Consider the following 24,126-nt stretch of genomic DNA (forward strand, 5'->3'; position numbering starts at 1 on the left):
GGACAGGGCCGCCAAGCTCGCTGGCGACAAGGGACACGATCGCTATACTGCCGCACGCCGCATGCGGACGGTGAGGACATCAGCGCGACATGACGACCACAGCCATTCTCGCATCCACCACCCTGGTCGCTGTTGCGGCGGCGGTCTACTTTTTCCTGCGCGAACGCAAGTCGCGCTCGAACCTGACGCAGAGCGAGGAAGACTCGAAGAAGCGCGAGGCCTCGCAGGCGCAAGTCATCCACACCACCAAGCTCGCCTCGCTCGGACAGATGGTCGCCGGCGTCGCGCACGAGATCAACACGCCGCTCGGCTTCGTCAAGAGCAATGTCGAAGTGGTCAGCGACCTGCTCAGCGAATACGAAGCCGCGGTGACCAAGGTCATGACCGGCGTCGATCTGTTGCTGACGCTGGATGCCTCGATGGTCGATCGCGCCAAGGCGGCGATCCAGAAGGCGCGCATCGAGCTGGCCAAGGCGACTTCGCTGCATGAGGCGCGCGAGTTGCTCGCCGACTCGGCCGAAGGCCTGAAGCAGATGAGCAGCCTGGTGCAGAACCTCAAGGGCTTCGCCCGCGTCGATCGCGACGGCATGGACTCGATCGACCTGAACGACAGCGTGCGTTCGGCGCTGACCATCGCCGGCCACCAGCTGCGCGACCGCATCACCGTGGTCGAGCAGCTCGGCAACCTGCCGAAGGTGAAGTGCATGCCGTCGCAGATCAACCAGGTATTCCTGAACATGATCACCAATGCCTCGCAGGCGATGGGCGATGAGGGCACGCTGACGATCCGCTCGGTGGCCAAGCCGAGCTTCGTCGAGGTCAGCTTCGAGGACACCGGCAGCGGCATCCCCGACGACGTGTTGCCGAAGATCTTCGATCCATTCTTCACCACCAAGCCGGTCGGCGAAGGCACCGGCCTCGGCCTCTCGATCGTGCACAAGATCATCCAGGGGCATGGTGGCGCAATCCGCGTGAAGTCGCAGGTTGGCAAGGGCACCACCTTCTTCGTCGAGCTGCCGTTGGCGCAGTCCCCGCTGTCGCGAAGGCTGCCTGAGGCGCGCGCCATGGATGACATCTTCGTCGAGAAACCCCTGCGTCTGCTGTGCATCGACGACGAGGCGCGCATCACCCGCGCGCTCAAGGCCTTGTTCCGCGACTGCGACGTGCAGCTGTGCAACGACCCGCGCCAGGCGGTGGCGATGGCGCAGCACTTCGATCCGGACGTGGTCATCTGCGACCAGCGCATGCCGCAGATGCAGGGCGTGGACGTGCTGCGTGAGTTGAAAACCGCATCGGCGCGCAGCATGCGCATCCTGCTCACCGGCTACGCCGACCTCAAGGCCGTGCTTGGCTCGGTCAACGAGGGCGAGGTCTACCGCTACGTCAACAAGCCCTGGGACAACGCCGACCTGCGCATCCTGGTGTTCGAGGCCGCACGCATCGCGCGCGAGGCGCCGGTCATCACCGTCGATCCGATCAGCGAACAGGAAGCGGCCGAAGCGCGCGGCCAGGTCGGCGTGCTGGTGCTGGAAGATGATCCGGTGACCCAGCAGCGTCTGCGCGAGATCCTGCAGTCGCACTACCAGGTGCGCTTCGCCAACAACGCCGAGCGCGCGCTGCAGATCCTTGAACAACACGAGACCGGCGTCGTCATCTCGGAAACCGAGACCAGCGCGGGTGACCTGACCGGACTGCTCAAGGCCTTGAAGCAGCACCACCCGCACATCGCCACCGTGGTTGTCACCGAGCGCGCCAATGCGCAGTTGGCGATGGAGCTGATCAACGAGGGTCAGGTCTATCGCATGCTGGTCAAGCCGGTGCGCATGGGTTCGTGCCGGCTCAGCGTCGATGCCGCGATCAGCCGCTACTGGAAACTCAAGCGCAATCCGCGGGCGATCCAGCGTTTCGCGCTGAGTGCCGCGGCCGCGGTACCGCAAACCGGGCCGATGGTGCAGGACAGCCTGATGGCGCGCATCCGCAACCTGCCTTCGCGCATCGTCCAGCTCGTGCGCTTCAACAGCTGATGCCGGCGGCTTCACGGCCGCTGGTTCTCGGCGCCAGCGGACAGGTCGGGTACTTCCTGCTGCGGCGGCTCGGGCGCGACATGATCGCCGTTGCGCGCAATATTCCGAGTTGGTCCTCCGGTGAGCGTGCCAAGTGGCAGTGTCTGGATCTCTGGACCGCGACCGAGCCGCCGGCGTCGACGCAACTGATCAGCGCCGGGCCACTCGATGGCTGCGTCGCCTGGCTGGAGCGCGTCGGCGCGGGCGCGCTGCAACGCGTCGTCGCGCTGAGCTCGATGAGCGCCGTGCACAAGCAGGACTCACCCGATGCCTGCGAGCGCGCGCTGGCGGCGCGACTGCTTGAGCACGAGCTGCGACTGTTCGCGTTTGCCGAACGACACAGCATCGCCTGCACCCTGCTGCGCCCGACCCTGATCTGGGGCGCTGGCCTCGATCGCAGCCTGACGCCCTACGCACAGCGTGCCGCGCGCCGCGGCTTCGCGTTCATTCCCGCAGCGGCAAGCGGTCTGCGCCAGCCCGTGCACGCGGACGACCTCGCCGCGATCTGCATCGCCCTGCTTGCGCGAACGCCGGCCACGCCTGCGCCGCTGGAGCTTGGTGGCGGCGAACGCTTACCCCTGGCGGAATTGTTGGCGCGCTGCGTGCACTCGGTCGATGCCCGCGCGTTGCGCGTGCCCATGCCGCGCGCGCTGCTCGCTGCCGCCGGCGCGGCGGCCTCGCGCCTCGGCTTCGAGTCGGGCGCGGTGGCGGTACGCGCGCTCACCGATCAATGCGCCGACAGCGAAGCCACCTGGCGCGAATTCGGCCTCACGGCGCGCGGCTTTGCGCCGGTGGCGGCGGACTTCAGGCCGCCGGCGGGCGCTGCGGCGTGATGATGTCGAGCAGGTACAGTGGTCGCCGCTTGCTCTCCTCGTACATGCGTCCGAGGTACTCGCCGATGATGCCGAGTGCCACCAGTTGCACGCCACCGAGGAACAGCACCACCGTCATCAGGCTCGGGTAGCCGCGTACCGCTTCGCCGTAGAGCAGGGTCTTGGCGATGATCACGGTGCCGTAGCCGAAGGCGATCGTCGCGGTCAGCAGACCGACGTAGGTGGCGATGCGCAATGGAACCGTCGAGAACGAAGTGAAGCCCTCGAGCGCGAAATTCCACAGCTTCCAGAAGTTGAACTTGCTCGAACCGGCGGCACGCGGTTCGCGGTGGTAGCGCACCGGCACCTGGGTGAAGCCGACCCAGCCGAACAGTCCCTTCATGAAGCGGTGGCGTTCGCGCAGTAGCCGTAGCGCTTCGACCGCGCGTCGCGACAGCAGGCGGAAGTCGCCGGTGTCGCGCGGGATCGGGGTGTCGCTCATGCGATCGATCAGGCGATAGAAGGTGGCGGCGGTGAAGCGCTTCAGCCACGACTCGCCGGCACGTGAGGCGCGCACGCCGTAGACGGCGTCGGCACCCTGCTCGAACTGCGCCCAGAACTCGCGGATCACTTCTGGCGGGTCTTGCAGGTCGGCGTCGAGGATCACCACCGCGTCGGCGTCGGCATGGTCGAGACCGGCAGTCATCGCCGCCTCCTTGCCGAAGTTGCGCGCCAGGCGCAGCACACGCACACGCGCATCATTGTTTGCGATACGCGCCAATTCCTGCGGCGTCGCATCACGGCTGCCGTCGTCGACGAAAAGCACCTCGATCGTTGCCGGCAGCGAGGCCAGCGCGCTGTCCAGACGTGGCATCAGCAGCGGCAAGACCGCAGCTTCGTTGTACACGGGGACGATCACACAGAGTCGGCGCGCCGTGCCTGGGGTCGGCGTGGAAGCATTGTTCAAGGGCGGGTCCTCGCGTGTTGCGCTGCAGCAGAAGAAGATTGTGAGAATTGCGTTGCAATCGGCCAAGGCCTCTACCTATGATACCAACGCGCGTTTGAAGCGCTCCGAATTCCCACAGACGAAGGAAGCAAGCATGCAGGCCCGACTCCTCTTGGCGACTGCCTTGTCGTCCGCACTGCTCGCCGCGTGCAGCAGCAGCAGCAACAGCCCGCGCGCGGTCGATGCCCCCGTGGCGCGCAACGACGATGGTTCCCTGGTCACTGGCGTGATCACCGCGGTATTCAATCCGACCACGGGCGCGGTGCCGTTTCCGACCGACCTGGCGTTCTCGGGTACGCGCGACTTGACGCTGAATGCGTCGCTGCCGGTGCCTTCGGACCCGAACAACGCGGCCAACGGCCCGGTCAAGTCGATCAACTCGCTCGACGGCTGGTCGACGGTGGCGCCGTGGCGCTTCAACCTGTCCGCCGCGCCGCGCGCGAACACGCTGGTTGCTGGCCAGTCGGTGCGCATGTTCAAGGTCTCGATCAATCCGAGCACACGCCAGGTGTTGTCGGTGCAACGCGAACTCGCCGCGAGCGAATTTGCCGTGGTGCAGGCGCCTTCCGATACCACCGGCAAGACCGTGGCCATCGTGCCGACCAAGGCCTTGGAGCAACTCAGTTCCTACATGGTCGTGATCACCGACGACGTCAAGGACGCCGCCGGCAACGACGCCACGCCGGACCAGACCTACTTCCTGACCCAGCGCAGCAGCCCGCTGATCTCGCCGGCGACTGCCTTCGCCAATCCGACGACATGTCCGACGGTGGCGCAGTCCACCGATCCGCTGCTGGCCGTCGCCAGTGCGTGCTCGCTGGAACCGCTGCGCCTGATCACCAACTCGCATGAAGCCGCGGCAGTGTCGCAGGGCATCCCGCGCAGCGAGATCGTGCTGACCTGGACCGCGACCACGCAGAGCATCACGCCGGTGCTGAGCGCAACCCGCTCGATCACCGCCGCCAGTGCCGCGACGCTGGCACCGAGCGGGCTGACCACCGCGGCGGCCGGTCTGCCGCCGGTGGCCGACATCATCGTTGGCGTGCTGCCGGTGAAGTACTACCTCGATGCCCCGACCGCGACCAACCCGACCGGTCCGCTGACCGGCAACTGGCAGGCTGCCGCCGGTGGCTACACGGCGCCATTCAACGCGCTCGGGCTGGACCCGACCTCGACCCACCTGACCTATGCGAATCCGGTCCCGGTGGCGAAGTCGACGCAGGTGATCCCGGTGCTGGCGACGGTGCCGAACGCTGCTTCCGGTCAGACCAAGCCCGCTGCAGGTTGGCCGGTGGTGATCTTCCAGCACGGCATCACGCGCAATCGCGCCGATGCGCTGGCGATCTCGGCGACGATGGCGATGCAGGGCTTTGCTGTGGTCGCGATCGACCAGCCGCTGCACGGCATCCGTTCGATCGACCCGGGCATCAGCGGCTTCTACATCGAGAACACGCCGTTCGGCGCAATTGCGAGCGAGCGCACCTTCGATCTCGACTTCAGCAATAACACCACCGGTGCCGCGGGCCCGGATGGCGTGGTCGATGCATCGGGCACTTACACCATCAACCTGAGCAGCCTGTTGACCTCGCGCGACAACCTGCGCCAGGCGGTGGCGGATCTGTTCACGCTGGCCAAGACCATTCCGACCATGTCGTATGACGGTGATGCGACGACGGACTTCGACGGTTCGCGCATCTACTTCGTCGGCCAATCACTCGGTTCGATTGTCGGACTGAACTTCGTCACCCTGGAGCCGACGGTCTCGACCGCGGTGCTCTCGGTGCCGGGTGGTGGCATCGTGCAAATGCTGAATGGCTCGCCCACCTTTGGTCCGCGCATCCGCGCCGGTCTGGCGGCGTCCGGCATCAACTCCGGCACTCCGACCTTTGACTCGTTCATGGGTGCCGCGCAGCAGTCCATCGACTCGGCGGATCCGCTGAACTTTGCCGCGGCTTCGGTCGCGTCCGGCGACAAGATCCTGTTGCACGAAGTCGTCGGCGGCGGTTCCGTGCTGCCCGACCAAGTCATCCCGAACTCGGTCACCGGCGCTCCCTTGTCCGGCACCGAACCGCTGATCCGCGCGCTCGGTCTGAGCACGATCACCGCGACCTCGCAGGCTGCGGCCATTCGCGGTGCGGTGCGCTTCACCGCCGGTGACCACGGCTCGCTGCTCAGCCCCACGGCTTCCGGTGCGGCGACGGTCGAAATGCAGACACAGATGGCGAGCATGATCGTGAGCAACGGCCAAGCCGTGCAGGTCACGAACACGTCCGTGATCCGTACCCAGTAAGACGACGCAGAAGCGGAGAGAACTTCCATGACCAACCTCAATGCCAAGCAAGCGCGCCGTCGCACGCTGGGAACCGCGATCTCGCTGGCTTTGGCCAGTGCCTTCGCAGCGCCGGCCCACGCTGTCGAATTCGGCAGCGGCGACTGGACCGGAACCATCGACACCACACTCTCCTACGGCGCTTCGCTGCGCGTGCAGGAGCAGGACCCGGAGCTGATCGGCCTCGCCAACATCAACCCGCTCGTCGGGACGACCCCGCTCACTGACCAGGTCAATGCCCCAGGCCGTTTCTCGGTGAACTCGGACGACGGCAATCTCAACTACGCCGAGGGCGACCTGTTCTCGAACGCGTTCAAGATCACCACCGACTTCAGCCTCAATTACAAGGACAACTGGGGCGCGTTCGCGCGTGCCAGCTATTTCTACGATTGGGAAAACGTCGATCGCGCGAACCTGAGCGAACTGGCCAAGGACAAGGTCGGCTCACGCCTGACCCTGCTGGATGCTTTCGTATTCCACAACATGGATCTCAGTGGCCACGAGGCTTCGATCCGTCTCGGCCGCCAGGCGGTGAGCTGGGGCGAAAGCACCTTCATCCAGAACGGCATCAATGTCATCAATCCGATCGACGTGTCCAAGCTGCGCGTGGCCGGTGCCGAGTTGAAGGAAGCCTTCCTGCCGGTCGACATGATCCAGGGCTCGTTCGCGGTGAACGAGAACCTCTCGATCGAGGCGCTGTATCTGCTCGAATTCGAGCAGACCGAACCGGACCCGGCCGGGACCTACTTCAGCACCAATGACTTCGGCACCCTCGGTGGCGAGTTCCTGATGCTCGGCTTTGGTCGTGCCAACGAGCCTTCGCACTTCGCGAATTGCCCGGATGTGTTCCAGTACTCGACCAATCCGCTTGAGCTCAGTTCGTGCTCGGCCGCGGTGGGACGCCTGCCCGACCAGTACGCCAGTGACGACGGCCAGTATGGGTTGGCATTGCGCTACTTCTCGCCGGCCTTGAACGACACCGAGTTCGGCTTCTTCTTCCTGAACTATCACAGCCGCTTGCCGCTGCTGTCCGGATACGCCGTGACCACCACGCAGACGTTTGTCCGCAATGGCGTCAGCTATTCGCTCGCGCCGAGTTCGGGTCGTTACCTGGTCGAGTATCCCGAAGACATCCGCATGTACGGCATGAGCTTCAACACCACGCTCGGCGACACCGGCATCGCGCTGCAGGGCGAAATGTCCTATCGCGACAACATGCCGCTGCAGTTCGACGACGTCGAGTTGCTGTTCGGCGCGCTCAGCCCGCTCAACGCCTTCATCCCGGCGCCGGGCAATCGTTTCATCAGCCAGCTTGGCCAATTCGAGGCCGGCGAGTACGTGCGTGGTTGGGAGCGACACGAGGTCGGGCAGTTGCAGTTCACCATGACCAAGGCCTTCGGTCCTGGCAACTGGCTCGGTGCGCAGCAAATCGCGACCGTCGCCGAATTCGGCGCCACCAATGTCTTCGACCTGCCGGAGCCGGAAGTCCTGCGTTACCAGGGTGACGGTACCGATACCGGTTGCGGCGGCGACCTGCTGACCGGCGGTGCGCTGGTCAACCCGGTGTCGCAGTGCGATGGTTTCCCGACGCGCTTCTCCTGGGGCTATCGCCTGGCCGCGCGCGCCGACTACAACAACGTGTTCGGTTCGCCGTTCAATCTCTCGCCGCGCATCGCGTTCAACCATGACGTCAACGGCATCACGCCCGGTCCTGGCGGCAACTTCCTGGAAGGGCGCAAGTCGGTCACCGTCGGCGTCGAGGCCAACTATCTCAACCAGTGGGCCGCAGATCTCAGCTTTACCGAGTTCCGCGGCGCCGGTCATCTGAACCTGATCCACGACCGCGACTTCGTGTCGTTCACGGTCAAGTACTCGTTCTGACGGAGGGATTTCCATGCGACAGATTCGAAATGGCGTTCTGGCGGCGGCTTCGGCGCTGGCCATGGCCAGCGTGGTGCATGCCGGCGTGACTGCCGAGCAGGCGGCCCGACTGGGCAAGGACCTGACTCCGGTCGGCGCCGAAGTGGCGGCCAACAAGGACAACACGATTCCAGCCTGGACCGGCGGCATCACCCGTCCTCCGGCCGGATATCGTGCCGGCATGTTCCATCCCGATCCGTTCGCGGCCGACAAGCCGCTGTTCGCGATCACTCCGCAGAACTACAAGGACTACGCGGCCAAGCTGACGCCCGGCCAAATCGCGATGTTCACCAAGTACAAGACGTTCAAGATGAACGTCTATCCGACCCGGCGCTCGGCTTCGTTCCCGCAGGAGGTCTACGCGGCGACCAAGGCCAATGCCACCACCGCGAAGCTGGTCGGCAATGGCGAAGGCGTGCAGGGCGCATCGCTCGGCTTCCCGTTCCCGATTCCGCAGAACGGCTTCGAACCGATGTGGAACCACAAGCTGAAGTACAAGAGCACGGGCGGCAAGCGCTACGCGAACCAGGTGGCGCCCACCGCCACCGGCGCCTACACGCCGATCCGCATCGAGGAAGAGTTCCTGGGTCTGTACTATCGCAAGGGTGCGACGACCGAGAACATCAACAACATCCTGCTCTATTTCTTCCAGGAAGTGACCTCGCCAGCTCGTCTGGCCGGCAATGTGCTGCTGGTGCATGAGACCCTGAATGCCAGCGCCCAGCCGCGCCAGGCCTGGATCTACAACCCCGGACAGCGCCGTGTGCGTCGTGCCCCGAACGTCGCCTACGACAATCCGGGTACCGCCACCGACGGCCTGCGCACCAATGACATGACCGACATGTTCAACGGCGCGCTCGATCGCTTCGACTGGAAACTGGTCGGCAAGAAGGAGATGTTCGTCCCGTACAACTCGTACAAGGCGCACAGCAACACGGTCAAGGTGAAGGACCTGGTGCGACCGGGTCATCTGAATCCCGACGTGCTGCGCTACGAGTTGCATCGCGTCTGGGTGGTCGATGCCACGCTCAAGAAGGGCCGTCGCCACATCAATAGCCGGCGCACCTTCTACCTCGACGAGGACAGCTACCAGATCGCCGCGATCGACCATTACGACGGCCGTGGCGCGCTGTGGCGTTACTCGGAGGCGCCGTCGATCAACTACTACGAAGTGCCGACTTACTGGGCCACGGTCGAGACGCATCACGATCTGCAGTCGGGCCGCTACATTTCGGGCCTGCTCGACAACGAGGAGCGGACCACGATCGACTTCGGCTTCCGCACCGCACCGGAGAACTTCTCGCCGCAGTCGCTGCGCCAGCGCGGCATTCGCTGACGGAGCCGCACGGCGCTCTTTCGGGCCGGCCGTTCCCAGGATCGGGACGGTCGGCCTTTTTGCTTTTGGGGCATGGAAAAGCAGTCAAGGGTCGAGCGATGAAACAGACGAAGATGCGAATCGGCGTGGCCGCCGCGGCGATGCTCGCGATCGCGGGCGCCATCGGCAGCCAGGCACAGGAAGAGGCCGCAGCGACGCCGGGCATGCCGGCAGCGGGCGACCCATCGGTCCAGGATGCCGAGGTTCTGCCGCGCGCAGCCACCTCGTTGTTGCTTGATCTGGTCGATGCCGGCGATCGCGCGGTTGCCGTGGGCGAGCGCGGGCATATCCTGGTCAGCGAAACCCGGCGCGACGGCTGGCGCCAGATCGCCGGGGTGCCGACGCGATCGACACTGACTGCGGTCGCGGCGTTCGAGGGCCGGGTGCTGGCAGTCGGTCACGATGGCATCGTGCTGCGATCCGACGACGGCGGTTTGACCTGGACGCGCAAGCGCGTGGTGCTGTTCAGCAAGGAAAATTTCGATCCGCGCAACGGTGCGCCGCTGCTCGACGTGTTGTTCCTCGACAAGGACCATGCGCTCGCGGTCGGCGCCTACGCGACCCTGCTGCGCAGCGACGATGGCGGCGAGAACTGGCAGTACGTCGATGTGCTCGGTCGCGGCGACACCTCGCCGGCTCCGGAGCCGAGCGATGACGACAATGCCCCGGCGCTGGATGACGAAAGCTGGAACTTCGACTCCGCCGACCTTGACCTGGACGAGGAAACCGACCCGCACCTCAATGCGATTGCGCGCACCGGCAACGGCAGCCTGTTCATCGTCGCGGAACGCGGCGCTGCATTTCGCTCGACCGACCAAGGCGTTACCTGGCAGCGCATTCAGCTGCCGTATGAAGGCTCGATGTTCGGTGTCATCGCCGGTACGGGCGATCACGTGCTGTGCTTTGGTTTGCGCGGCAACGTATACGAATCCAATGATCTCGGCAGCACCTGGGACAAGCGCGAGACCGGCACCGAGCTGAGCCTGATGGGCGGTGCTGCGGGATCCGCTGGAGCGACCGTACTGGTCGGTGGCAATGGCGTCGTGCTTGCACGCGGCAGCGACAGCGAGCCGTTCGCGGCCACTACCCATCCGGCTGGCACTGTGCTGTCGTCGGTGTTGGTGCTCGGCGCTGGCGAATACACCGTCGTCGGCGAGACCGGCGTCAGCTTCTATCAACCCTGAGCTGTTACGGAGACACGCAATGATCGGTAGCAGCAATCAAGGCGCCTTCGGACAGGCACTCGAAAAATTCGTCTTCGGCAAGCGCATGCTGGTGCTGGTGCTGTTCGCCCTGGTCACCGCGGTGATGCTGTACTTCGCGTCGCAGTTGCGCGTCGATGCCGGTTTCAAGAAGCAGATCCCGCTCGACCACGAGTTCATGAAGACCTTCCTCGACTACGAGCAGGAATTCGGCGGCGCCAACCGCGTGCTGGTGGCGGTGATGGACAAGAACGGCAACATGTTCAACAAGTCCTTCATGCAGACCATGGAGAATGTCACCAATGAGGTGATCGCACTGGACGCGGTCGATGATGCGCGGGTGCGTTCGATCTTCACGCCGAATGTCCGCTTCGTCGAAGTGGTCGAGGACGGATTTGCCGGCGGCAACGTGATTCCCTCTGCCTTCACGCCCAATGCCGAAGGCTTCGAGCCATTGCCGGAGGACTTCGAGACGATCAAGTCGAACATCGTCAAGGCCGGTGTGGTCGGACGCTTGGTGGCCAAGGACTTTTCGGGTGCCATGGTCTGGGCCGACCTGGTCCCCGAAGGCGGTGCCGCCGGCAACAAGCTTGATTACCAGCAGATTGCCGACCAGTTCGAGTCGATCCGTCAGAAGTACGAGAAGGACGGCATCAGCCTGCACGTGATCGGTTTCGCCAAGATGGTCGGCGACATCGCCGACGGCGCGCGCTCGGTGATCAACTTCTTCCTGGTTACTATCGCCTTCACCTGGCTGCTGCTGTTCCTATACTCGATGTCCGGCAAGCTGGCGTCGCTGACCGTACTTGCGGCGCTGATCTCGGTGGTGTGGATGCTCGGCGCGCTGCGCCTGCTCGGTTACGGCATCGACCCGATGAACATGCTGACGCCATTCCTGATCTTCGCGATCGCGGTCAGCCATGGCGAACAGATGATCAACCGCTTCCGCGGCGAGATCTTCTACGGTGGCCTGGAGGAGGGCACGATCGAGGAGCTGCGTCAGCGCGAATCGCAAGCAGTGCCGGCACTGGAAGCGGCGCGACGCTCGTTCCGCATGCTGCTGGTGCCGGGTGCGGTGGCCTTGCTCGCCGGCTGCATCGGTTTCGCGACGATCATGCTGATCGACATTCGCATGGTTCGCGAACTTGCCATCACTGCGACCATCGGCGTGGCGCTGACCATCCTCACCGACTTGATCTTGCTGCCGGTGCTGCTCAGCTACACCAATGTCAGCAACCTGCACAAGAAGCGCGAATACCGCTTGCGTCAGCTGACCAAGTTCGATGCCATCTGGCGCGTGCTGACGCGCTTCAGCAAGCCAATTCCGGCGCTGATCGTGATCGCCATCGGCTTGACCGTCTGGTTCTTCGCCGAGGCCCAGGGCGACAAGGTGATGATCGGCGATGCCCAGGAAGGCGTGGCCGAGTTGCGTCCGGAGGCGCGCTACAACCAGGACGCCAAACTGATCACGCAGAAGTTCGCGCTCGGCGTCGACATCATCAACGTGATCGCTGAAGGCGGGCCGTTCGCCTGTACCGAGAGCCCGACGGCGATGGCGCTGATCGACCGCTTCGCTTGGCACATGAGCAATGTCGAGGGCGTCCAGCAGGTGATCACGCTGCCGAATATCGCCAAGGTCATCTACGCCGGCTACAACGAGGGCAACGTGCGCTGGCGCGTGATCCCGCGCGATTCCAACCTGCTGCGCCAGAGCCTGCAGGGCATCGAGACCGACTCCGGTCTGATCGACGGCCCCGAGTGCAAGGCGATGCCGGTGCAGATTTTCACCACCGATCACCGCGCCACCACCATCGACCGGGTGGTGTCGGCGGTCGAGAAGTTCCGCGACGAGAACAAGAGCTATGACGTGAACTTCCGCGTCAACCGCGACAAGGCCGTGGCCGATGCCGCAGCCAACGGCGGCGAGTACCGCACCGACCAAGCCAACTTGCGTCTGGCCACCGGCAATGTCGGCGTCGCTGCGGCGATCAACGACAAGGTGCGCGAAGTCGAGCACATGATGCTTTACCTGCTCTACGCCGCGGTGTTCGTGATGTGTCTGCTCAGCTTCCGTTCGCCGCTGGCGGCGCTGTGCATCACCCTGCCGCTGGTGCTGGTGACCGAACTCGGGCACACGCTGATGGTCGAGCTCGGCATTGGCTTGAAGGTGAACACGTTGACCGTGGTCGCGCTCGGCGTTGGTATCGGTGTCGACTATGCGATCTACATCTACGCGCGCATGGCCGAGTCGATGCAGGCCGGACGTACCTTGACCGAAGCCTACTTTGGAGCGCTCAAGACCACCGGCATCGCGATCTTCTACACCGCGCTGACGCTGGCCGCGGGCGTGGCGACGTGGATCTGGTCGGACCTCAAGTTCCAGGCCGACATGGGCGTGATGCTGACCTTCATGTTCGTGGTCAACATGGTCGCTGCGATGATCTTCCTGCCGGCGCTGTGCCGCTGGCTGCTGCGTCCGCGCGAAGTGGGCTGAGACCCACACGTTCGACCGATGTCAGCGATACGGCCAGCGCAAGCTGGCCGTATCGTTTTGGCTTCGCCAAGCGGCAGCGTCAACGCATCGCGTGCGGGCGGCCGGCGGCAACGGTCAGGGTGATTGCTTTGCTCGTCGGGTCGATCAGCAGCAGGTCGGCGTCGGCGCCGACCGCGATGCGGCCCTTGCGCGGCAGCTGCCAGATCGTCGCCGGGTTGAGCGTGGCCGCGGCCAGGGCGGTGGCGAGCGGGACGCCGTGCAGATCGATCGACTTGACCACTTCCTCGTGCAGACTCCCGATCGGGGCGATACCGAATTCGACGAAGCGACCGGCAGCATCGAACAACGGCAGACTGGCCTGGCCGTCGCTACTCATGGTGATGCGGTCAGCCACCGCGCCCTGGCGCAGCGCGACGGCGAGGGACTCGCCGGCATACAGGTCGCCGGCGGCGACCAGCGCCTCGGTCGTGCTCGTCGTCAGGTCGATCCAACCGCCTTCGCGCGACCAGGCGCAGCCCAGATCGAGCAAGCGGCGCGAGCGATTGATGTGCGTCGGCAACCAGCGCGAGCGCGCGACCGCGTGTCGCGCCGAGGCTTCGATCAGCGGCGACAGCGCGGCGTCCTCGTCGCCGAGGTGCGCCAGTACCACTCCGGCCTTGCCTGCGAGCAGGCCGCCAACATTGGCATCGGCGGCGATGCGCGCGAGTTCATCGACCGAAGGCTGCGCGCCGCGACGATCGGCGATCGCGATTTCGCCGACGCCGATCATTTCCGGGATCAGCACCAGGTCGGAACGGATGCTGCCGGTGAGCGTGGTCACCGGCACGTGGTAGGAGCCGGTCAAGGTGTACGCACTGATGCCATGCGTCTGCAGCGCGCGCGCGCAGGCGAGCAGGTCGGTGTGGCTGCGGGTGACATCGTCGGTGCCCAGCGCGCCGATCACCGTGGTCACGCCCGCGCGCAGCGCAGCGTCGGCCGCCAGCGGCAGCGTGCGCGTCGCGAAACCGCCCTCGCCACCGCCGCCGCTGACATGCACGAGGCTGTCGACATATCCCGGCCACAACCAGCGTCCGGCGGCGTCGATGGCTTCATGCGCCAGGCTGCCGACCTGCAGATCACGGCCGATCGCAAGGACGCGCCCGGCGCCGACGACGACATCGCAGCGACCGAGGGGTTGCGGTGCGAACACGTCGGCATCGCGGATCAACCACAGGTGCGAGTTCATGCGTAACCCACCAGCACTGCCAGAGCCACCGAGCCTGCGGCGGCCGCGAGCAGCAACAGTTCGAAGCGCCAGATCAGCCGCAGCCAGCGCAGCCAGTCGAGACCGGCCATACCGATCGCGCCCATCATTGCGCCCGAGGTTGGGATGATCAGGTTGGTGAGGCCGTCGCCGAGCTGAAACGCCAGCACCGCGATCTGGCGGCTGACGCCGATCAGATCGCCAAGGCCGGCCATCAGCGGCATGGTGATCGCGGCTTGTGCCGAACCCGACGTGACGAAGAAGTTGAACACCGACTGCGCCAACAACATGCCTTCGGCGGCGAGCAGCGGCGGCGCGTGCTGCAGGCCGCTGCCGAGCGTGAACAACGCCGAGTTGAGCAGCGAGGGCTGGTGCGGGTCGGAGCCGCCGAGCAGGCCGAGCAGACCCTTGGCCAGCGCGATCACCAGCGCGCACGGCACCAGTTGGCGCACGCCCTCGGTGAACGCGGCGGCAGCGTCGTTGGGCGCGAGCCGGCCGCGCGCGACGGCGATCGCCCCGACCACAAGCCCCAGGGTCACGAACTGGGTGGCGATCTCGGGAATGTAGTAGCCGGCGACGGTGACGCCCCAGACGATCCAGACCACGGTCGCGAGAATCGCGAGCAGCATCAGCCGATCACTCCAGTCGATGCGACCGACGCCGGAGAGCGAGACCGCGGATGCCGCGGGCTGTCGCTGGCGCGCGGCGTGGTGCAGAACGAAGGCCAAGGTCAGGCCGGTGAAGCAGGCCCACATCGCCATCCGAAACGGTGCGCCCGAAAGCAGCGGCAGGCCGGCCACTCCCTGCGCGACGGCGACGCTGAACGGGTTCATCCACGAGGTGCCGAAACCGATCTGGCTCGGCAGGTAGGTCACCATCACCACCACTTGCGGCGGATAGCCGAGCGAGCGCAGCAAGGGTGCAAGCAGCGCGATGAAGGCGATGGTCTCCTCGCCCATGCCAAACACCGCGCCGCCGGTCGAGAACGCGAGCACCAGCGCGCCAAGCAGCAGCGCCGGACGTGGCGCGGTGGCCGCGACCAGTCGGTGCAGACTGCGCTCCATCACGCCGCTCGCGTTGACGACGCCGAACGCGCCGCCGACCAGCAGCACGAACGCGATCACACCGACCGCGGAAGAACTACGCCCGCCGGAGGTGAAGCCGTCGAACACGAAATTGAGGAAGCCAACTTGATCGCCGCTGCCAAACAGCTGCAACGGCAGGTGCTCGGCCGCGGGCCGGTAGCTGGCGAGCGCGATCGGTTGCCCTGGAAGAAATGCGCCCGGCGTGAGCCAGGGCGTGAGCAGTGCAATCAGCGCGGCGATCGCGAACAGGATCAGCAGGGTGTCGGGCATGCGCCGGGTAGGCGTGGAGGTTGCGGTCATCGCGGGAATTCCCAGGGGCAAGAAGGGCCCGCGCCGATGCAAGGGCGCGGGCCAAGCCGCGGCGCCCCGGGGCTCGGGCGCCGCGTGAGACAGGAAGCGCTCAGAAGCGCTGCGTGTAGCTCAGCGTCCAGTAGCGACCGAGCGAGTCGTGGTTGTACTGGTCGAAGCCGGAGCCGGAACCAAGCGCGACGGGCGGGTCGCGGTCGCCCAGATTGCGCACGGTCAGCGTCGCCCAGTGGTTCTCGCTGAAGTCGTAACCGAAGCTCAGGTTGAGCGTGGTCCACGAGGCGACGCGGCGGCCGACCGGCACGCCGTTGCGCTGGTCGTCGTCGTAGTAGCCGTCGGTGTAGTTCGCCCATAGACGCGCATCGTACGCGCCCTGTTCCCAGTCGAGGCCGGCATTGACCAGCCACTCGGGGTACCGGAACTCGTCGACGCGCTGCACCAGCCGCTGGCCATCGACGCAGGGTCCGAGGCCACGGCGGCCGTCGTTGTCATCGCCGCCGCAGGACTCGGAACGCTCGAAGGCGCGCGTCCAGGTGGCATCGCCGTACAGTTCGAAGCGCCCGGCGTCGGTGTCGAACACGTGCGACAGCGAGACATCCAGGCCATCGGTGTTCTGCTGGCCGACGTTGATCAGCCCCAGGTGAACTTCCTCGATCGGCGAGCCGATCGTGCCATTGCGCGTCTCGATGCCGATCTCGCCGGGACCGAGTTCGCCGCTGCGCACCACCAGCGCCGGGTCCAGCAGCGCCGCGCGGAACAGTTCCAACGCGTCGATGTCGACGAGATTGCGATGCGCGAAGTTCCAGTAGTCGACCGACAGCGTGGTGGCATCGGCAAGCTGGAACACTGCGCCCAGGAACCACGCCTTCGAGGTCTCCGCCTCGAGTCCGGGATTGCCGTAAATCTCGCTCAGATAGCCATCATCGGCCGGGTACTGATCGCAGAACGAGTCGAAGAACTCGCTGCCCTCGGCGCAGGGCAAGGCACCGGAGCTGAGCGTGGTGCCGGCGCCAACTTGGGCCAGCGACGGTGCTCGGAACGAGCTGTTCCAGCCGGCGCGCAGCACCACCGCGTCGTGCGGTTGCCAGCGCAGGCTGGCTGCGGGGTTGATGTCGCCGCCGAAGTCGCTGAAGTGGTCGTAGCGTGCCGCCAGCCTCAGGTCGAGCGCATCCGCGAGTGGAACCAGCGCTTCGCCGAACAACGCGGCCTGGTCGCGATCCGCGCGCACCGCGGTCGAGCCGAACCCGTACACCGGAACATCGCCGGTGATCGGGTCGGCCGTGGCGAGCAGGCTCGGCGCGTCCTCGATGTCTTCGCGCCGAGCCTCGGCGCCGAAGGCCCAGCTGACTTCGCCGACCGCGGTCGAGAGCCAGTTCCCCGAGATTTTGGCGTCGAATCCGAGCAGCTTGGAGATGCCATTGCGCGGCACCTGTTCGTGCAGCAGATCGAGCACCTGCGCGCTGTTGCCGGCTTGGCCGCCGAACGGGTTGTAGTACAGCCCGCCGGTGCCCGGCGTGCAGTCGGTGGCACCGCTTGAGCACAACTCACCGCGCAATGCGGCGCGGAAGCGCTCGACGTTGTAGATGCCGGCGATGGCCCGTTGCTCGGATTCGCTGCGCGACAGGTTCAGCGCCGCTTCCCAGCTCCAGCCGCCGAGGCTGCCCTCGACGCCGCTGAGCACGCGCCAGCTGCGCGACTCGACTTCGATTGTGCGGGCATCCGGAAAACGGCCCCAACCGAATACCGGATAGTCGGGATCGACTCCGGCAGCGAGCAGGCGTTCGCGCAGTTCGGCCGGCAGGTTCGGGTGGTCGAGGTAGATTTCCTCTTCGCTCCAAGGTGCCGGCTCGCTGTTGGCGGTGCCGTCATTGCGCTGCAGGGCGATCTCGCCGAACCAGGACAGGCCGCTGCCGAAGTCGAAGTCAGCGCTGCCGGTCAGACCGTAACGCTCGCTGCTGGGGTCGGTGGCGGTGTAAGCGTTGCGGTTCAGCGCGCAGTACTCGCCGAAGCCGCCGAGTGGATACCCGGGCCGGCCGTCATAGCGCTGCGTATCCGGACAGCCTGCCTCGACCAGGTCGATCTCCTGCGCATAGAGATCGTTGATGCTTGGGAACACGCCCTGCTGCGAGGGTCGTGGTTCGACCGCGCTGATCGCGCGGTCGCGGTCATAGAGCGCGTTGCGGCGATAGGCGTCGAAGACCAACAGGCCATGGCCGCGATCACCGTTGTGGCCAATCACGAGATTGACGTTGTGGCGACCTTCATCGGTGCCGCGGGTACTGTCGCCGCTGCTGCCGGAGAGGCGAATGCCGTCGAAGTCCTTGCGCAGGATGAAGTTGACGACGCCGGCGACGGCATCGGCGCCGTAGATCGCCGAGGCGCCGGTCGTCAGCACTTCGACGCGGTCGACGGCCGCCAGCGGAATGGCGTTGATGTCGACGAAGTTCTCCGAGCCGTTGGCGAACGAGGCGACCGCAATGCGGCGACCGTTGACCAACGTCAGCGTCGAGGCGGTACCCAGCCCACGCAGCGACACGCCGGCGGAACCGGCGGGGCTGTCTTCCTGCTTGCTGCCGGAGTTGGCGGTGGAGAAATTCCCGGTGCCGCCACCCAGTTCGCTGACTTCCTGCAGCAGCTCGCCGAGCGTCTGGGCGCCGGTTCGAGCGATGTCCTCGGCGTCCAGCACCTTGATCGGCTGGGCTTCGGCCAGGTCGACGCCCTTGAGGTTGCTTCCGGTGACGACGATCTGTTCGAGTTCCGCCGACTCGGGTTCCTTCGGCGTGGGGCTTTCCTGGGCAGACAGGGACATACAGGCCAGCGCGCACGCGCAGGCCACGGCAAGTGGCTTCTTCGCAATCATGATCGACTCCAAAGGGATCGGGCCCCGGTGGGGCTCATTGGACAGGCTCTCGCCGCGCACGCACGTGCGCGGCCCGCAGCAAGGGCTGCGTTACACCCAGCGGTTGCGACGGACTATTCGTCGAACCATTCGGACAGGTAGAAAGGCTCGTACCTGTACTCGTTGGCGGTGTAGAGGCGAGAGATCATGACGACCGGTTTGGTGGAGCCGGCGCGCAGTCTCGGCCGGCGCGATCTCGGCTGTCAAGCGCGCGACATGGTGCGGCGCAACAAGCATCGGGGTTTGCCGCAGCGGCGGCTGCCTCGCTACCGTCGCGGCATGAAGCGATCATTCCCTGCTGTTGTCGGCTTGCTGCTGCTCGCCTCCACCGTGTTGCGTGCCGAGGCGCCGCGACCCGAACTACTGCTGGTCGGTGGCGGCCTGCGCGTCTGTGGCTCGATGGCCACCGACACCTGCACCGACGCGCGGTTTCCGGCTTCGGCGCGGCAGGCACCCGCGAGCTACCGGCTCGATCGTGAAGGCATCGCCGCCGCCACCGATCCGGCCTTGTGGGGCGAGGCGCCGGCGGCGTTGCGCGAACTGGTGCGGCGCCTGCTCGACGCTGCGCGCGCGAAGTTCGGAACGAAGCCGTTGCGCGAGACGGTGCTGAACGACTGGCTCGGCACGCGCTGCATCGGACCCGACAGCGTCAACCGTTGGCATCGCTGCGGCAGCGACGAGTTGGCGCCGTGGTCGCGCCTGCTCGATGACGAGCAGTTCGCGGTGCTCGCGGCGCTGGAACAGCCGGATCTGGACGCCCAAGGCCACCGCCGCCGCGAGCAGGTCGCGCTCGACGCGACGCGCGGACCCGCTGGTCCCGAAATCCTACGGGCGTTCGTGGCGGCGGCGCGCGAGCGCAGCGGCGACGCCAGGCCGCGCATCGCGGTGGTCACCGCCGCCAGCATCGACCCCTTTGCTGCGGTCGACTTCTATCTCGGTGCGTTCGATGCCGCAGGCGCCGACGCGCAATGGTGGCCGCTCGACGCCGCCACCGCGTCGCTCGGCGCGGACGCTCGCGACTGCAGTGCGCTCGAGGACGCGCGCCGCCGAGCGTTGCGACTGCCGAACCGCGCTCGTGCCTATCCCGACCTCGCCCTTGCGCAGGAGAGTGCCTGCCGCGCCGGTCTCGACGCGCTTCCCGCGCAGGTGCATGGCGTGTTTTTCGGCGGCGGCGATCAGTGGCGTCTGCGCCGCGCGTTCTTCGATGGCGACGCGCCGAGACCCGCGCTCAGCGCCCTGCGTGCGGCTTTCGCGCGCGGCGAACTGGTGGTCGGCGGCACCTCGGCGGGCATGGCGGTGCAATCGGATCGTCCGATGCCAACCAGTGGCGATGCAGCCGCGGCCTGGTCCGCCGGGCCGGTTGCGGCGCCACCGCCCGAATACGGTTGCCGCCGTGCCCGACGTTGCGCCGGCGGCGTCGACGAGTCGGCGCTGACCTTTTGGCCCGCAGGTGGGTTTGGACTGATGCCGGGCGCGATCTTCGATACCCACTTTTCCGAACGCGGCCGCCCAGGCCGCCTGAGCCGCTTTCTGTCCGCTGGCAACGCGAAGATCGCCTTCGGCGCCGATGAAAACACCGCGCTGCGTCTGATCGCGGATGCGGCTGGCTGGCAGGTGGACGTGCTGGGCGCCGGTGGCGTGTGGGCGTTCGAGCCGCATGCGGATTCGACCGTGCGGTGGCGCATGTCCTACCTGCGTCCCGGCGCGACGTTGCGCTGGTCCGAGGCCGGATTGCAGCCAGCGGTCGAAGCCAAATGTCCGCGCTGGCCCCCGCGCGAGGGCGCTGCGCCGACGCGGCGGCGCGCCGATCCGGCCGCCGCGGAGCAGGCCCGCCGCGCCATGGCGATGCTGGCGGAGTCGGCTTCCGAGGTGGTCGTGAACGCAGAAGGGCGGACGCTGAGTGTGTCGCGCGATATCGCCAGCCGCCGCTGCGGTGAAAGCGCGGCCGGGGCATCGTTGCTCGGCATCGACTTCCGCATCGAGTAGCCGCTCGCTCAGATCTCGCCCGGGTCCGGCACCAGCACGCGCTGTCGGGCGAAGTTGCGCAGCGCAATCGCGAGCACGCCGCCGAGCACCATCGCGCCGCCGATCCACAGCCGCGGCCCCGGGCGGTCGCCCCAGAACCACAGCCCGAGCCCGATCGCGACCAGTGGCGCGAACAGCAGGTAGGGCGTGATCCGCGCGACCGGATGGGTCTGCACCAGGTGGTAGAACAGGCCGTGTCCGAGCAGCGAGGCGATGAGCGCGGCATAGATCGCGCCGCCCCATCCGACCCAGCTGCTCTGTGCCAGCGCACTCCATGCGCCGGGCTCGGCCAGCGTGCTCCACAGGAGCAGTGGACCGAGCCCGATCCACGCCGACCAGCCCTGCTGCGAGAACAGGTCGATGCCGGACAGGCCGCGCATCAGCACGGTGCCGAGCGCGAGAAAAAAACCGGAGATCAGCATCAGCGCCAGCGACTGCGGGTTGTCGAGCACGATCGGGTCGAAGCCGAGCACGAGGATGCCGCCGAAGCTGACCACGATCGCGAGCCCGGTGCGCCAGGCGAAGCGTTCGCCGCGCAGCCACCAGGCGAGCAGCGCCGCCATCGGCACGTAGCTCTGCATCACGATCGCCGGCGAGGCCAGGTCACCGGCCATCTTCAGCGACCAGAAGCTGGTTCCGAAATGCAGCACGACATTGCAGATCGCGACCGCGATCAGCAGCCGCCACTGACCGCGCGGTGGCCAGCGCAGGAACGGCAACAGGGCGAGTGCGAGCACCGCCATGCGCATCGCGGTGAACATCAGCGGCGGCAGTTCGCGCAGGGCCGCGGCCGAGGTCAGGAAGTTGCAGCCCCAGGCCAGGCAGATCAGCGCGATCAGGGCGAAGTCGCGCAGTCGCAGCGCGGGCGCCTGGCTCAAAGGCGGATGCCGGCGAGTCGGTGCAGTGCTTCCGCGTAGCGTTCGCGGGTACCCTCGATCACGCGCTTGGGCAGCATCGGCCCAGGCGCCTTCTTGTTCCAGTCCAGCGTCTCCAGGTAGTCGCGTACGAACTGCTTGTCGAAACTCGGCGGACTGATGCCGACGCGGTACTCGGAGGCGTCCCAGAAGCGCGAGGAATCCGGGGTCAGGATCTCGTCCATCACCCGCAGCGTGCCTTGATCGTCGATGCCGAACTCGAACTTGGTATCGGCGATGAGGATGCCTCGCTCGCGGGCGAAATCGGCGGCGAACTGGTACAGCTTCAAGGTCAAGGCGCGCACCTGTTCGGCGAGCGCGCCGCCGATGCGGACAACGAGTTCGTCGAAGCTGATGTTCTCGTCGTGGTCGCCGATTGCCGCCTTGGTCGAGGGCGTGAAGATGGGCTCGCGCAGTTGCTCGGCCTGGCGCAGGCCTGGCGGCAACACGACGCCACTGATGCTGCCGCCGGCCTGATAGTCCTTCCAGCCGGAACCGATGATGTAGCCGCGTGCGATCGCTTCCACCGGCACCGGCTTCAGACGCTTGGCGACGACGCTGCGACGCTCGTATTCGACCACCGGCGTGCCGCGCGGCAGCACCTCGGTGAGGCTGCGCGCGGACAGGTGGTTCGGCATCCACGCCGAGGTCTTGGCGAACCAGAAGTTCGACAGCTGGGTCAGGATCTCGCCCTTGCCGGGAATCGCGTCGGGCAAGATCACGTCGAACGCCGACAAGCGATCACTGGCGACGATCAGCAACTCGTTGCCGGGCAGCGCATAGACATCGCGCACCTTGCCGCGGTGGATCAGGGTCAGTCCGGGGATCTGGGTCAGCGACATCGAACGGTAGGACACGCTTCGGCTCCTCGGTGAGGCGCGCATTCTACGGCGACCCGCAAGCTATCATCGGCGCATGAAGCGCTTTGCCCTTTCGCTGCCATCCGTGCACGCATCACCGCGCGCCTCCGCTCCGGTTCATCGCGCGTCGTGAACTGGACCGCGGGCCTGGTCGGCGCAATCGTCGGCACCATCCTGACGCGTGCGCGCACGCCCTGGGGGCCGTTGCTGGGCGGACTGCTGGGCGCGTTCTTGCTGGAACGATTGTTCCCGCAATTGCGCGAAGCACCCAAGGCCGGATTCACCGAGCCGCTGTTCGAGCTGGCCGGCGGCATCGCCAAGGCCGATGGCAGGGTTTCGGAGGCCGAGGTCGCCGCCGCTGGCGACTGGATGCAGCGCCTGCAACTCGACGAAGCACAGCGCCGACGCGCGATCGCCGCCTTCGATCGCGGCCGTGCGCCGACCTGGCGTTTCGAGCCGGCCTGCGACAGCCTGCGCAGTTTCACCCACGAACAACACGAACTGCGGCTGATGGTGCTGAAGCTGCTCGGCGATGTCGCCGCCATCGATTCGCATGCGTCCGGGCAGGCGCTGCTCGACGCCATTGCCGCGCGTCTGAACGTGGCCAAGCCGACCTGGGACAGCTTCCGTGCCGGTAGCCGTGACGCCAAGCTCGCCGCAGACTACGCCGAGTTGCAAGTCACCGCCGAAGCCAGTGACGACGAGATCAAGGCGGCCTACCGCAGCCTCGTGGCACGCCACCACCCCGACCGTCTGCCGCCCGATGCCAGCGCCGCCGCGCGGCGTGCGGCGGGCGAGAAGACCAGCAAACTCAACGCCGCCTACGCGCGCATCCAGCGTGCGCGCGGCCTGAACTGAATGAGGAGCCCCATGCGCCAGCCCGCCGTCATTGCCCCCTCCATCCTGTCCGCGAACTTCGCCCGCCTCGGCGCCGAAGTTGATGCCGTGCTTGCTGCCGGTGCCGACTGGGTGCACTTCGACGTGATGGACAATCACTACGTGCCCAACCTGACCATCGGCCCGCTGGTGTGCGCGGCGCTGCGCAAGCACGGCGTGAGCGCGCCGATCGACGTGCATCTGATGGTCAAGCCGGTCGATCGCATCGTGCCCGACTTCGCCGAAGCCGGCGCGACCCTGATCACCTTCCACCCCGAGGCCAGCGAACACGTTGATCGCACGATCCAGCTGATCAAGTCGCACGGCTGCCAGGTGGGTCTGGTGTTCAACCCGGCGACGCCGCTGCATTACCTCGACCACACCCTGGAGCAACTCGATCTGGTGCTGATCATGTCGGTGAACCCCGGCTTCGGCGGCCAGAGTTTCATTCCCGGTGCGCTCGACAAGCTCAGCGCCGTGCGCGAGCGCATCGACCGCAGCGGCCGCGCCATCCGCCTCGAAGTCGATGGCGGCGTCAAGGCCGACAACATCGCCGACATCGCCCGCGCCGGCGCCGACACCTTCGTCGCCGGTTCCGCCATCTTCAACGCCCCCGACTACGCCGCGACCATCGCGAAGATGCGGGCGGCGATCGGCTGAGCAACGATATTTCGACGACCGCGTTCGGTTTCGCCGCTGAAGCACGTTGACCCCGGT

16 protein-coding genes are annotated in these 24,126 nt (G+C 66.4%); 10 read left to right on the forward strand and 6 right to left on the reverse strand.

The window, feature by feature from the left end; genetic code table 11:
• Nucleotides 1-89 precede the first annotated feature (89 nt).
• A complete protein-coding gene (locus IPG63_06705) occupies nt 90-2,024 on the forward strand; it encodes a response regulator (GenBank protein MBK6726942.1) in 1,935 nt (644 codons plus the stop codon).
• The gene (locus tag IPG63_06710; protein MBK6726943.1) at nt 2,024-2,896 is read left to right on the forward strand and encodes a hypothetical protein; all 873 of its coding nucleotides are present in this window, start codon (nt 2,024-2,026) and stop codon (nt 2,894-2,896) included. The genes IPG63_06705 and IPG63_06710 overlap by 1 nt, the downstream gene beginning before the upstream one ends.
• Here IPG63_06710 and IPG63_06715 read toward each other — a convergent pair.
• Nucleotides 2,868-3,842, reverse strand: a complete 975-nt coding sequence (locus IPG63_06715) for a glycosyltransferase family 2 protein (protein ID MBK6726944.1) — start codon at nt 3,840-3,842, stop codon at nt 2,868-2,870. The two genes, IPG63_06710 and IPG63_06715, sit on opposite strands and share 29 nt — an antisense overlap.
• A 133-nt stretch (nt 3,843-3,975) precedes the next feature.
• Here IPG63_06715 and IPG63_06720 point away from each other — a divergent pair, with 133 nt between their 5' ends.
• The 5 genes from IPG63_06720 (at nt 3,976) to IPG63_06740 (ending at nt 13,201) form a co-directional block, all read left to right on the forward strand.
• The gene (locus IPG63_06720) at nt 3,976-6,171 is read left to right on the forward strand and encodes an Ig-like domain-containing protein (GenBank protein MBK6726945.1); all 2,196 of its coding nucleotides are present in this window, start codon (nt 3,976-3,978) and stop codon (nt 6,169-6,171) included.
• 27 nt (nt 6,172-6,198) lie between these two features.
• On the forward strand, nt 6,199-8,091 hold the full coding sequence (locus IPG63_06725; protein MBK6726946.1) for a DUF1302 domain-containing protein: 1,893 nt from the start codon (nt 6,199-6,201) through the stop codon (nt 8,089-8,091).
• Between the two features lie 13 nt (nt 8,092-8,104).
• Nucleotides 8,105-9,466 carry a DUF1329 domain-containing protein gene (locus IPG63_06730; GenBank protein ID MBK6726947.1) on the forward strand — a complete coding sequence of 454 codons (1,362 nt, stop codon included), beginning with the start codon at nt 8,105-8,107 and terminating at the stop codon, nt 9,464-9,466.
• A gap of 98 nt (nt 9,467-9,564) precedes the next feature.
• Nucleotides 9,565-10,689 (forward strand): hypothetical protein, encoded by a 1,125-nt coding sequence (locus IPG63_06735; protein MBK6726948.1) that lies wholly within the window; start codon nt 9,565-9,567, stop codon nt 10,687-10,689.
• 19 nt (nt 10,690-10,708) lie between these two features.
• Nucleotides 10,709-13,201: an MMPL family transporter gene (locus IPG63_06740; GenBank protein ID MBK6726949.1), complete on the forward strand. Its 2,493-nt coding sequence runs from the start codon at nt 10,709-10,711 to the stop codon at nt 13,199-13,201.
• Nucleotides 13,202-13,280: 79 nt separating this feature from the next.
• On the opposite strand, the gene IPG63_06745 is transcribed toward IPG63_06740, so the two are convergent.
• The 3 genes from IPG63_06745 to IPG63_06755 all read right to left on the reverse strand — a co-directional run bounded on the left by IPG63_06745 (nt 13,281) and on the right by IPG63_06755 (nt 18,695).
• Complete coding sequence (locus IPG63_06745; GenBank protein ID MBK6726950.1) at nt 13,281-14,426, reverse strand: beta-aspartyl-peptidase; 1,146 nt, start codon at nt 14,424-14,426, stop codon at nt 13,281-13,283.
• The gene (yfcC, locus tag IPG63_06750; GenBank protein ID MBK6726951.1) at nt 14,423-15,829 is read right to left on the reverse strand and encodes a putative basic amino acid antiporter YfcC; all 1,407 of its coding nucleotides are present in this window, start codon (nt 15,827-15,829) and stop codon (nt 14,423-14,425) included. Before yfcC ends, IPG63_06745 begins: the two co-directional genes overlap by 4 nt.
• A 100-nt stretch (nt 15,830-15,929) precedes the next feature.
• Entirely contained in the window at nt 15,930-18,695 is a 2,766-nt protein-coding gene (locus tag IPG63_06755; GenBank protein MBK6726952.1) for a TonB-dependent receptor, read from the reverse strand.
• 186 nt (nt 18,696-18,881) lie between these two features.
• Between IPG63_06755 and IPG63_06760 the strand changes: the two genes are divergently transcribed.
• Complete coding sequence (locus IPG63_06760) at nt 18,882-20,720, forward strand: cyanophycinase (protein ID MBK6726953.1); 1,839 nt, start codon at nt 18,882-18,884, stop codon at nt 20,718-20,720.
• 8 nt (nt 20,721-20,728) lie between these two features.
• Here IPG63_06760 and IPG63_06765 read toward each other — a convergent pair whose 3' ends face one another.
• Both IPG63_06765 and IPG63_06770 read right to left on the reverse strand, forming a co-directional pair.
• On the reverse strand, nt 20,729-21,637 hold the full coding sequence (locus IPG63_06765) for a DMT family transporter (GenBank protein ID MBK6726954.1): 909 nt from the start codon (nt 21,635-21,637) through the stop codon (nt 20,729-20,731).
• A complete protein-coding gene (locus IPG63_06770; protein ID MBK6726955.1) occupies nt 21,634-22,557 on the reverse strand; it encodes a phosphoribosylaminoimidazolesuccinocarboxamide synthase in 924 nt (307 codons plus the stop codon). The genes IPG63_06765 and IPG63_06770 overlap by 4 nt, the downstream gene beginning before the upstream one ends.
• 105 nt (nt 22,558-22,662) lie before the next feature.
• Between IPG63_06770 and IPG63_06775 the strand changes: the two genes are divergently transcribed.
• Together IPG63_06775 and IPG63_06780 are read left to right on the forward strand one after the other, a co-directional pair.
• Nucleotides 22,663-23,391, forward strand: a complete 729-nt coding sequence (locus IPG63_06775) for a DnaJ domain-containing protein (GenBank protein ID MBK6726956.1) — start codon at nt 22,663-22,665, stop codon at nt 23,389-23,391.
• Nucleotides 23,392-24,069 carry a ribulose-phosphate 3-epimerase gene (locus IPG63_06780; protein ID MBK6726957.1) on the forward strand — a complete coding sequence of 226 codons (678 nt, stop codon included), beginning with the start codon at nt 23,392-23,394 and terminating at the stop codon, nt 24,067-24,069.
• Nucleotides 24,070-24,126: the final 57 nt, after the last annotated feature.

Source organism: Lysobacterales bacterium (genome assembly GCA_016703225.1).
Taxonomy (GTDB): domain Bacteria; phylum Pseudomonadota; class Gammaproteobacteria; order Xanthomonadales; family Ahniellaceae; genus JADKHK01.

What these genes read in the sequence shown, in the direction of transcription:
- yfcC (MBK6726951.1), bottom strand. Translation starts at nt 15,829, where the DNA reads ATGACCGCAACCTCCACGCCTACCCGGCGCATGCCCGACACCCTGCTG.
- IPG63_06740 (MBK6726949.1), top strand. Translation starts at nt 10,709, where the DNA reads ATGATCGGTAGCAGCAATCAAGGCGCCTTCGGACAGGCACTCGAAAAA.
- IPG63_06760 (MBK6726953.1), top strand. Translation starts at nt 18,882, where the DNA reads ATGACGACCGGTTTGGTGGAGCCGGCGCGCAGTCTCGGCCGGCGCGAT.
- IPG63_06735 (MBK6726948.1), top strand. Translation starts at nt 9,565, where the DNA reads ATGAAACAGACGAAGATGCGAATCGGCGTGGCCGCCGCGGCGATGCTC.
- IPG63_06710 (MBK6726943.1), top strand. Translation starts at nt 2,024, where the DNA reads ATGCCGGCGGCTTCACGGCCGCTGGTTCTCGGCGCCAGCGGACAGGTC.
- IPG63_06725 (MBK6726946.1), top strand. Translation starts at nt 6,199, where the DNA reads ATGACCAACCTCAATGCCAAGCAAGCGCGCCGTCGCACGCTGGGAACC.
- IPG63_06730 (MBK6726947.1), top strand. Translation starts at nt 8,105, where the DNA reads ATGCGACAGATTCGAAATGGCGTTCTGGCGGCGGCTTCGGCGCTGGCC.
- IPG63_06705 (MBK6726942.1), top strand. Translation starts at nt 90, where the DNA reads ATGACGACCACAGCCATTCTCGCATCCACCACCCTGGTCGCTGTTGCG.
- IPG63_06780 (MBK6726957.1), top strand. Translation starts at nt 23,392, where the DNA reads ATGAGGAGCCCCATGCGCCAGCCCGCCGTCATTGCCCCCTCCATCCTG.
- IPG63_06745 (MBK6726950.1), bottom strand. Translation starts at nt 14,426, where the DNA reads ATGAACTCGCACCTGTGGTTGATCCGCGATGCCGACGTGTTCGCACCG.
- IPG63_06720 (MBK6726945.1), top strand. Translation starts at nt 3,976, where the DNA reads ATGCAGGCCCGACTCCTCTTGGCGACTGCCTTGTCGTCCGCACTGCTC.
- IPG63_06755 (MBK6726952.1), bottom strand. Translation starts at nt 18,695, where the DNA reads ATGATTGCGAAGAAGCCACTTGCCGTGGCCTGCGCGTGCGCGCTGGCC.
- IPG63_06770 (MBK6726955.1), bottom strand. Translation starts at nt 22,557, where the DNA reads ATGCGCGCCTCACCGAGGAGCCGAAGCGTGTCCTACCGTTCGATGTCG.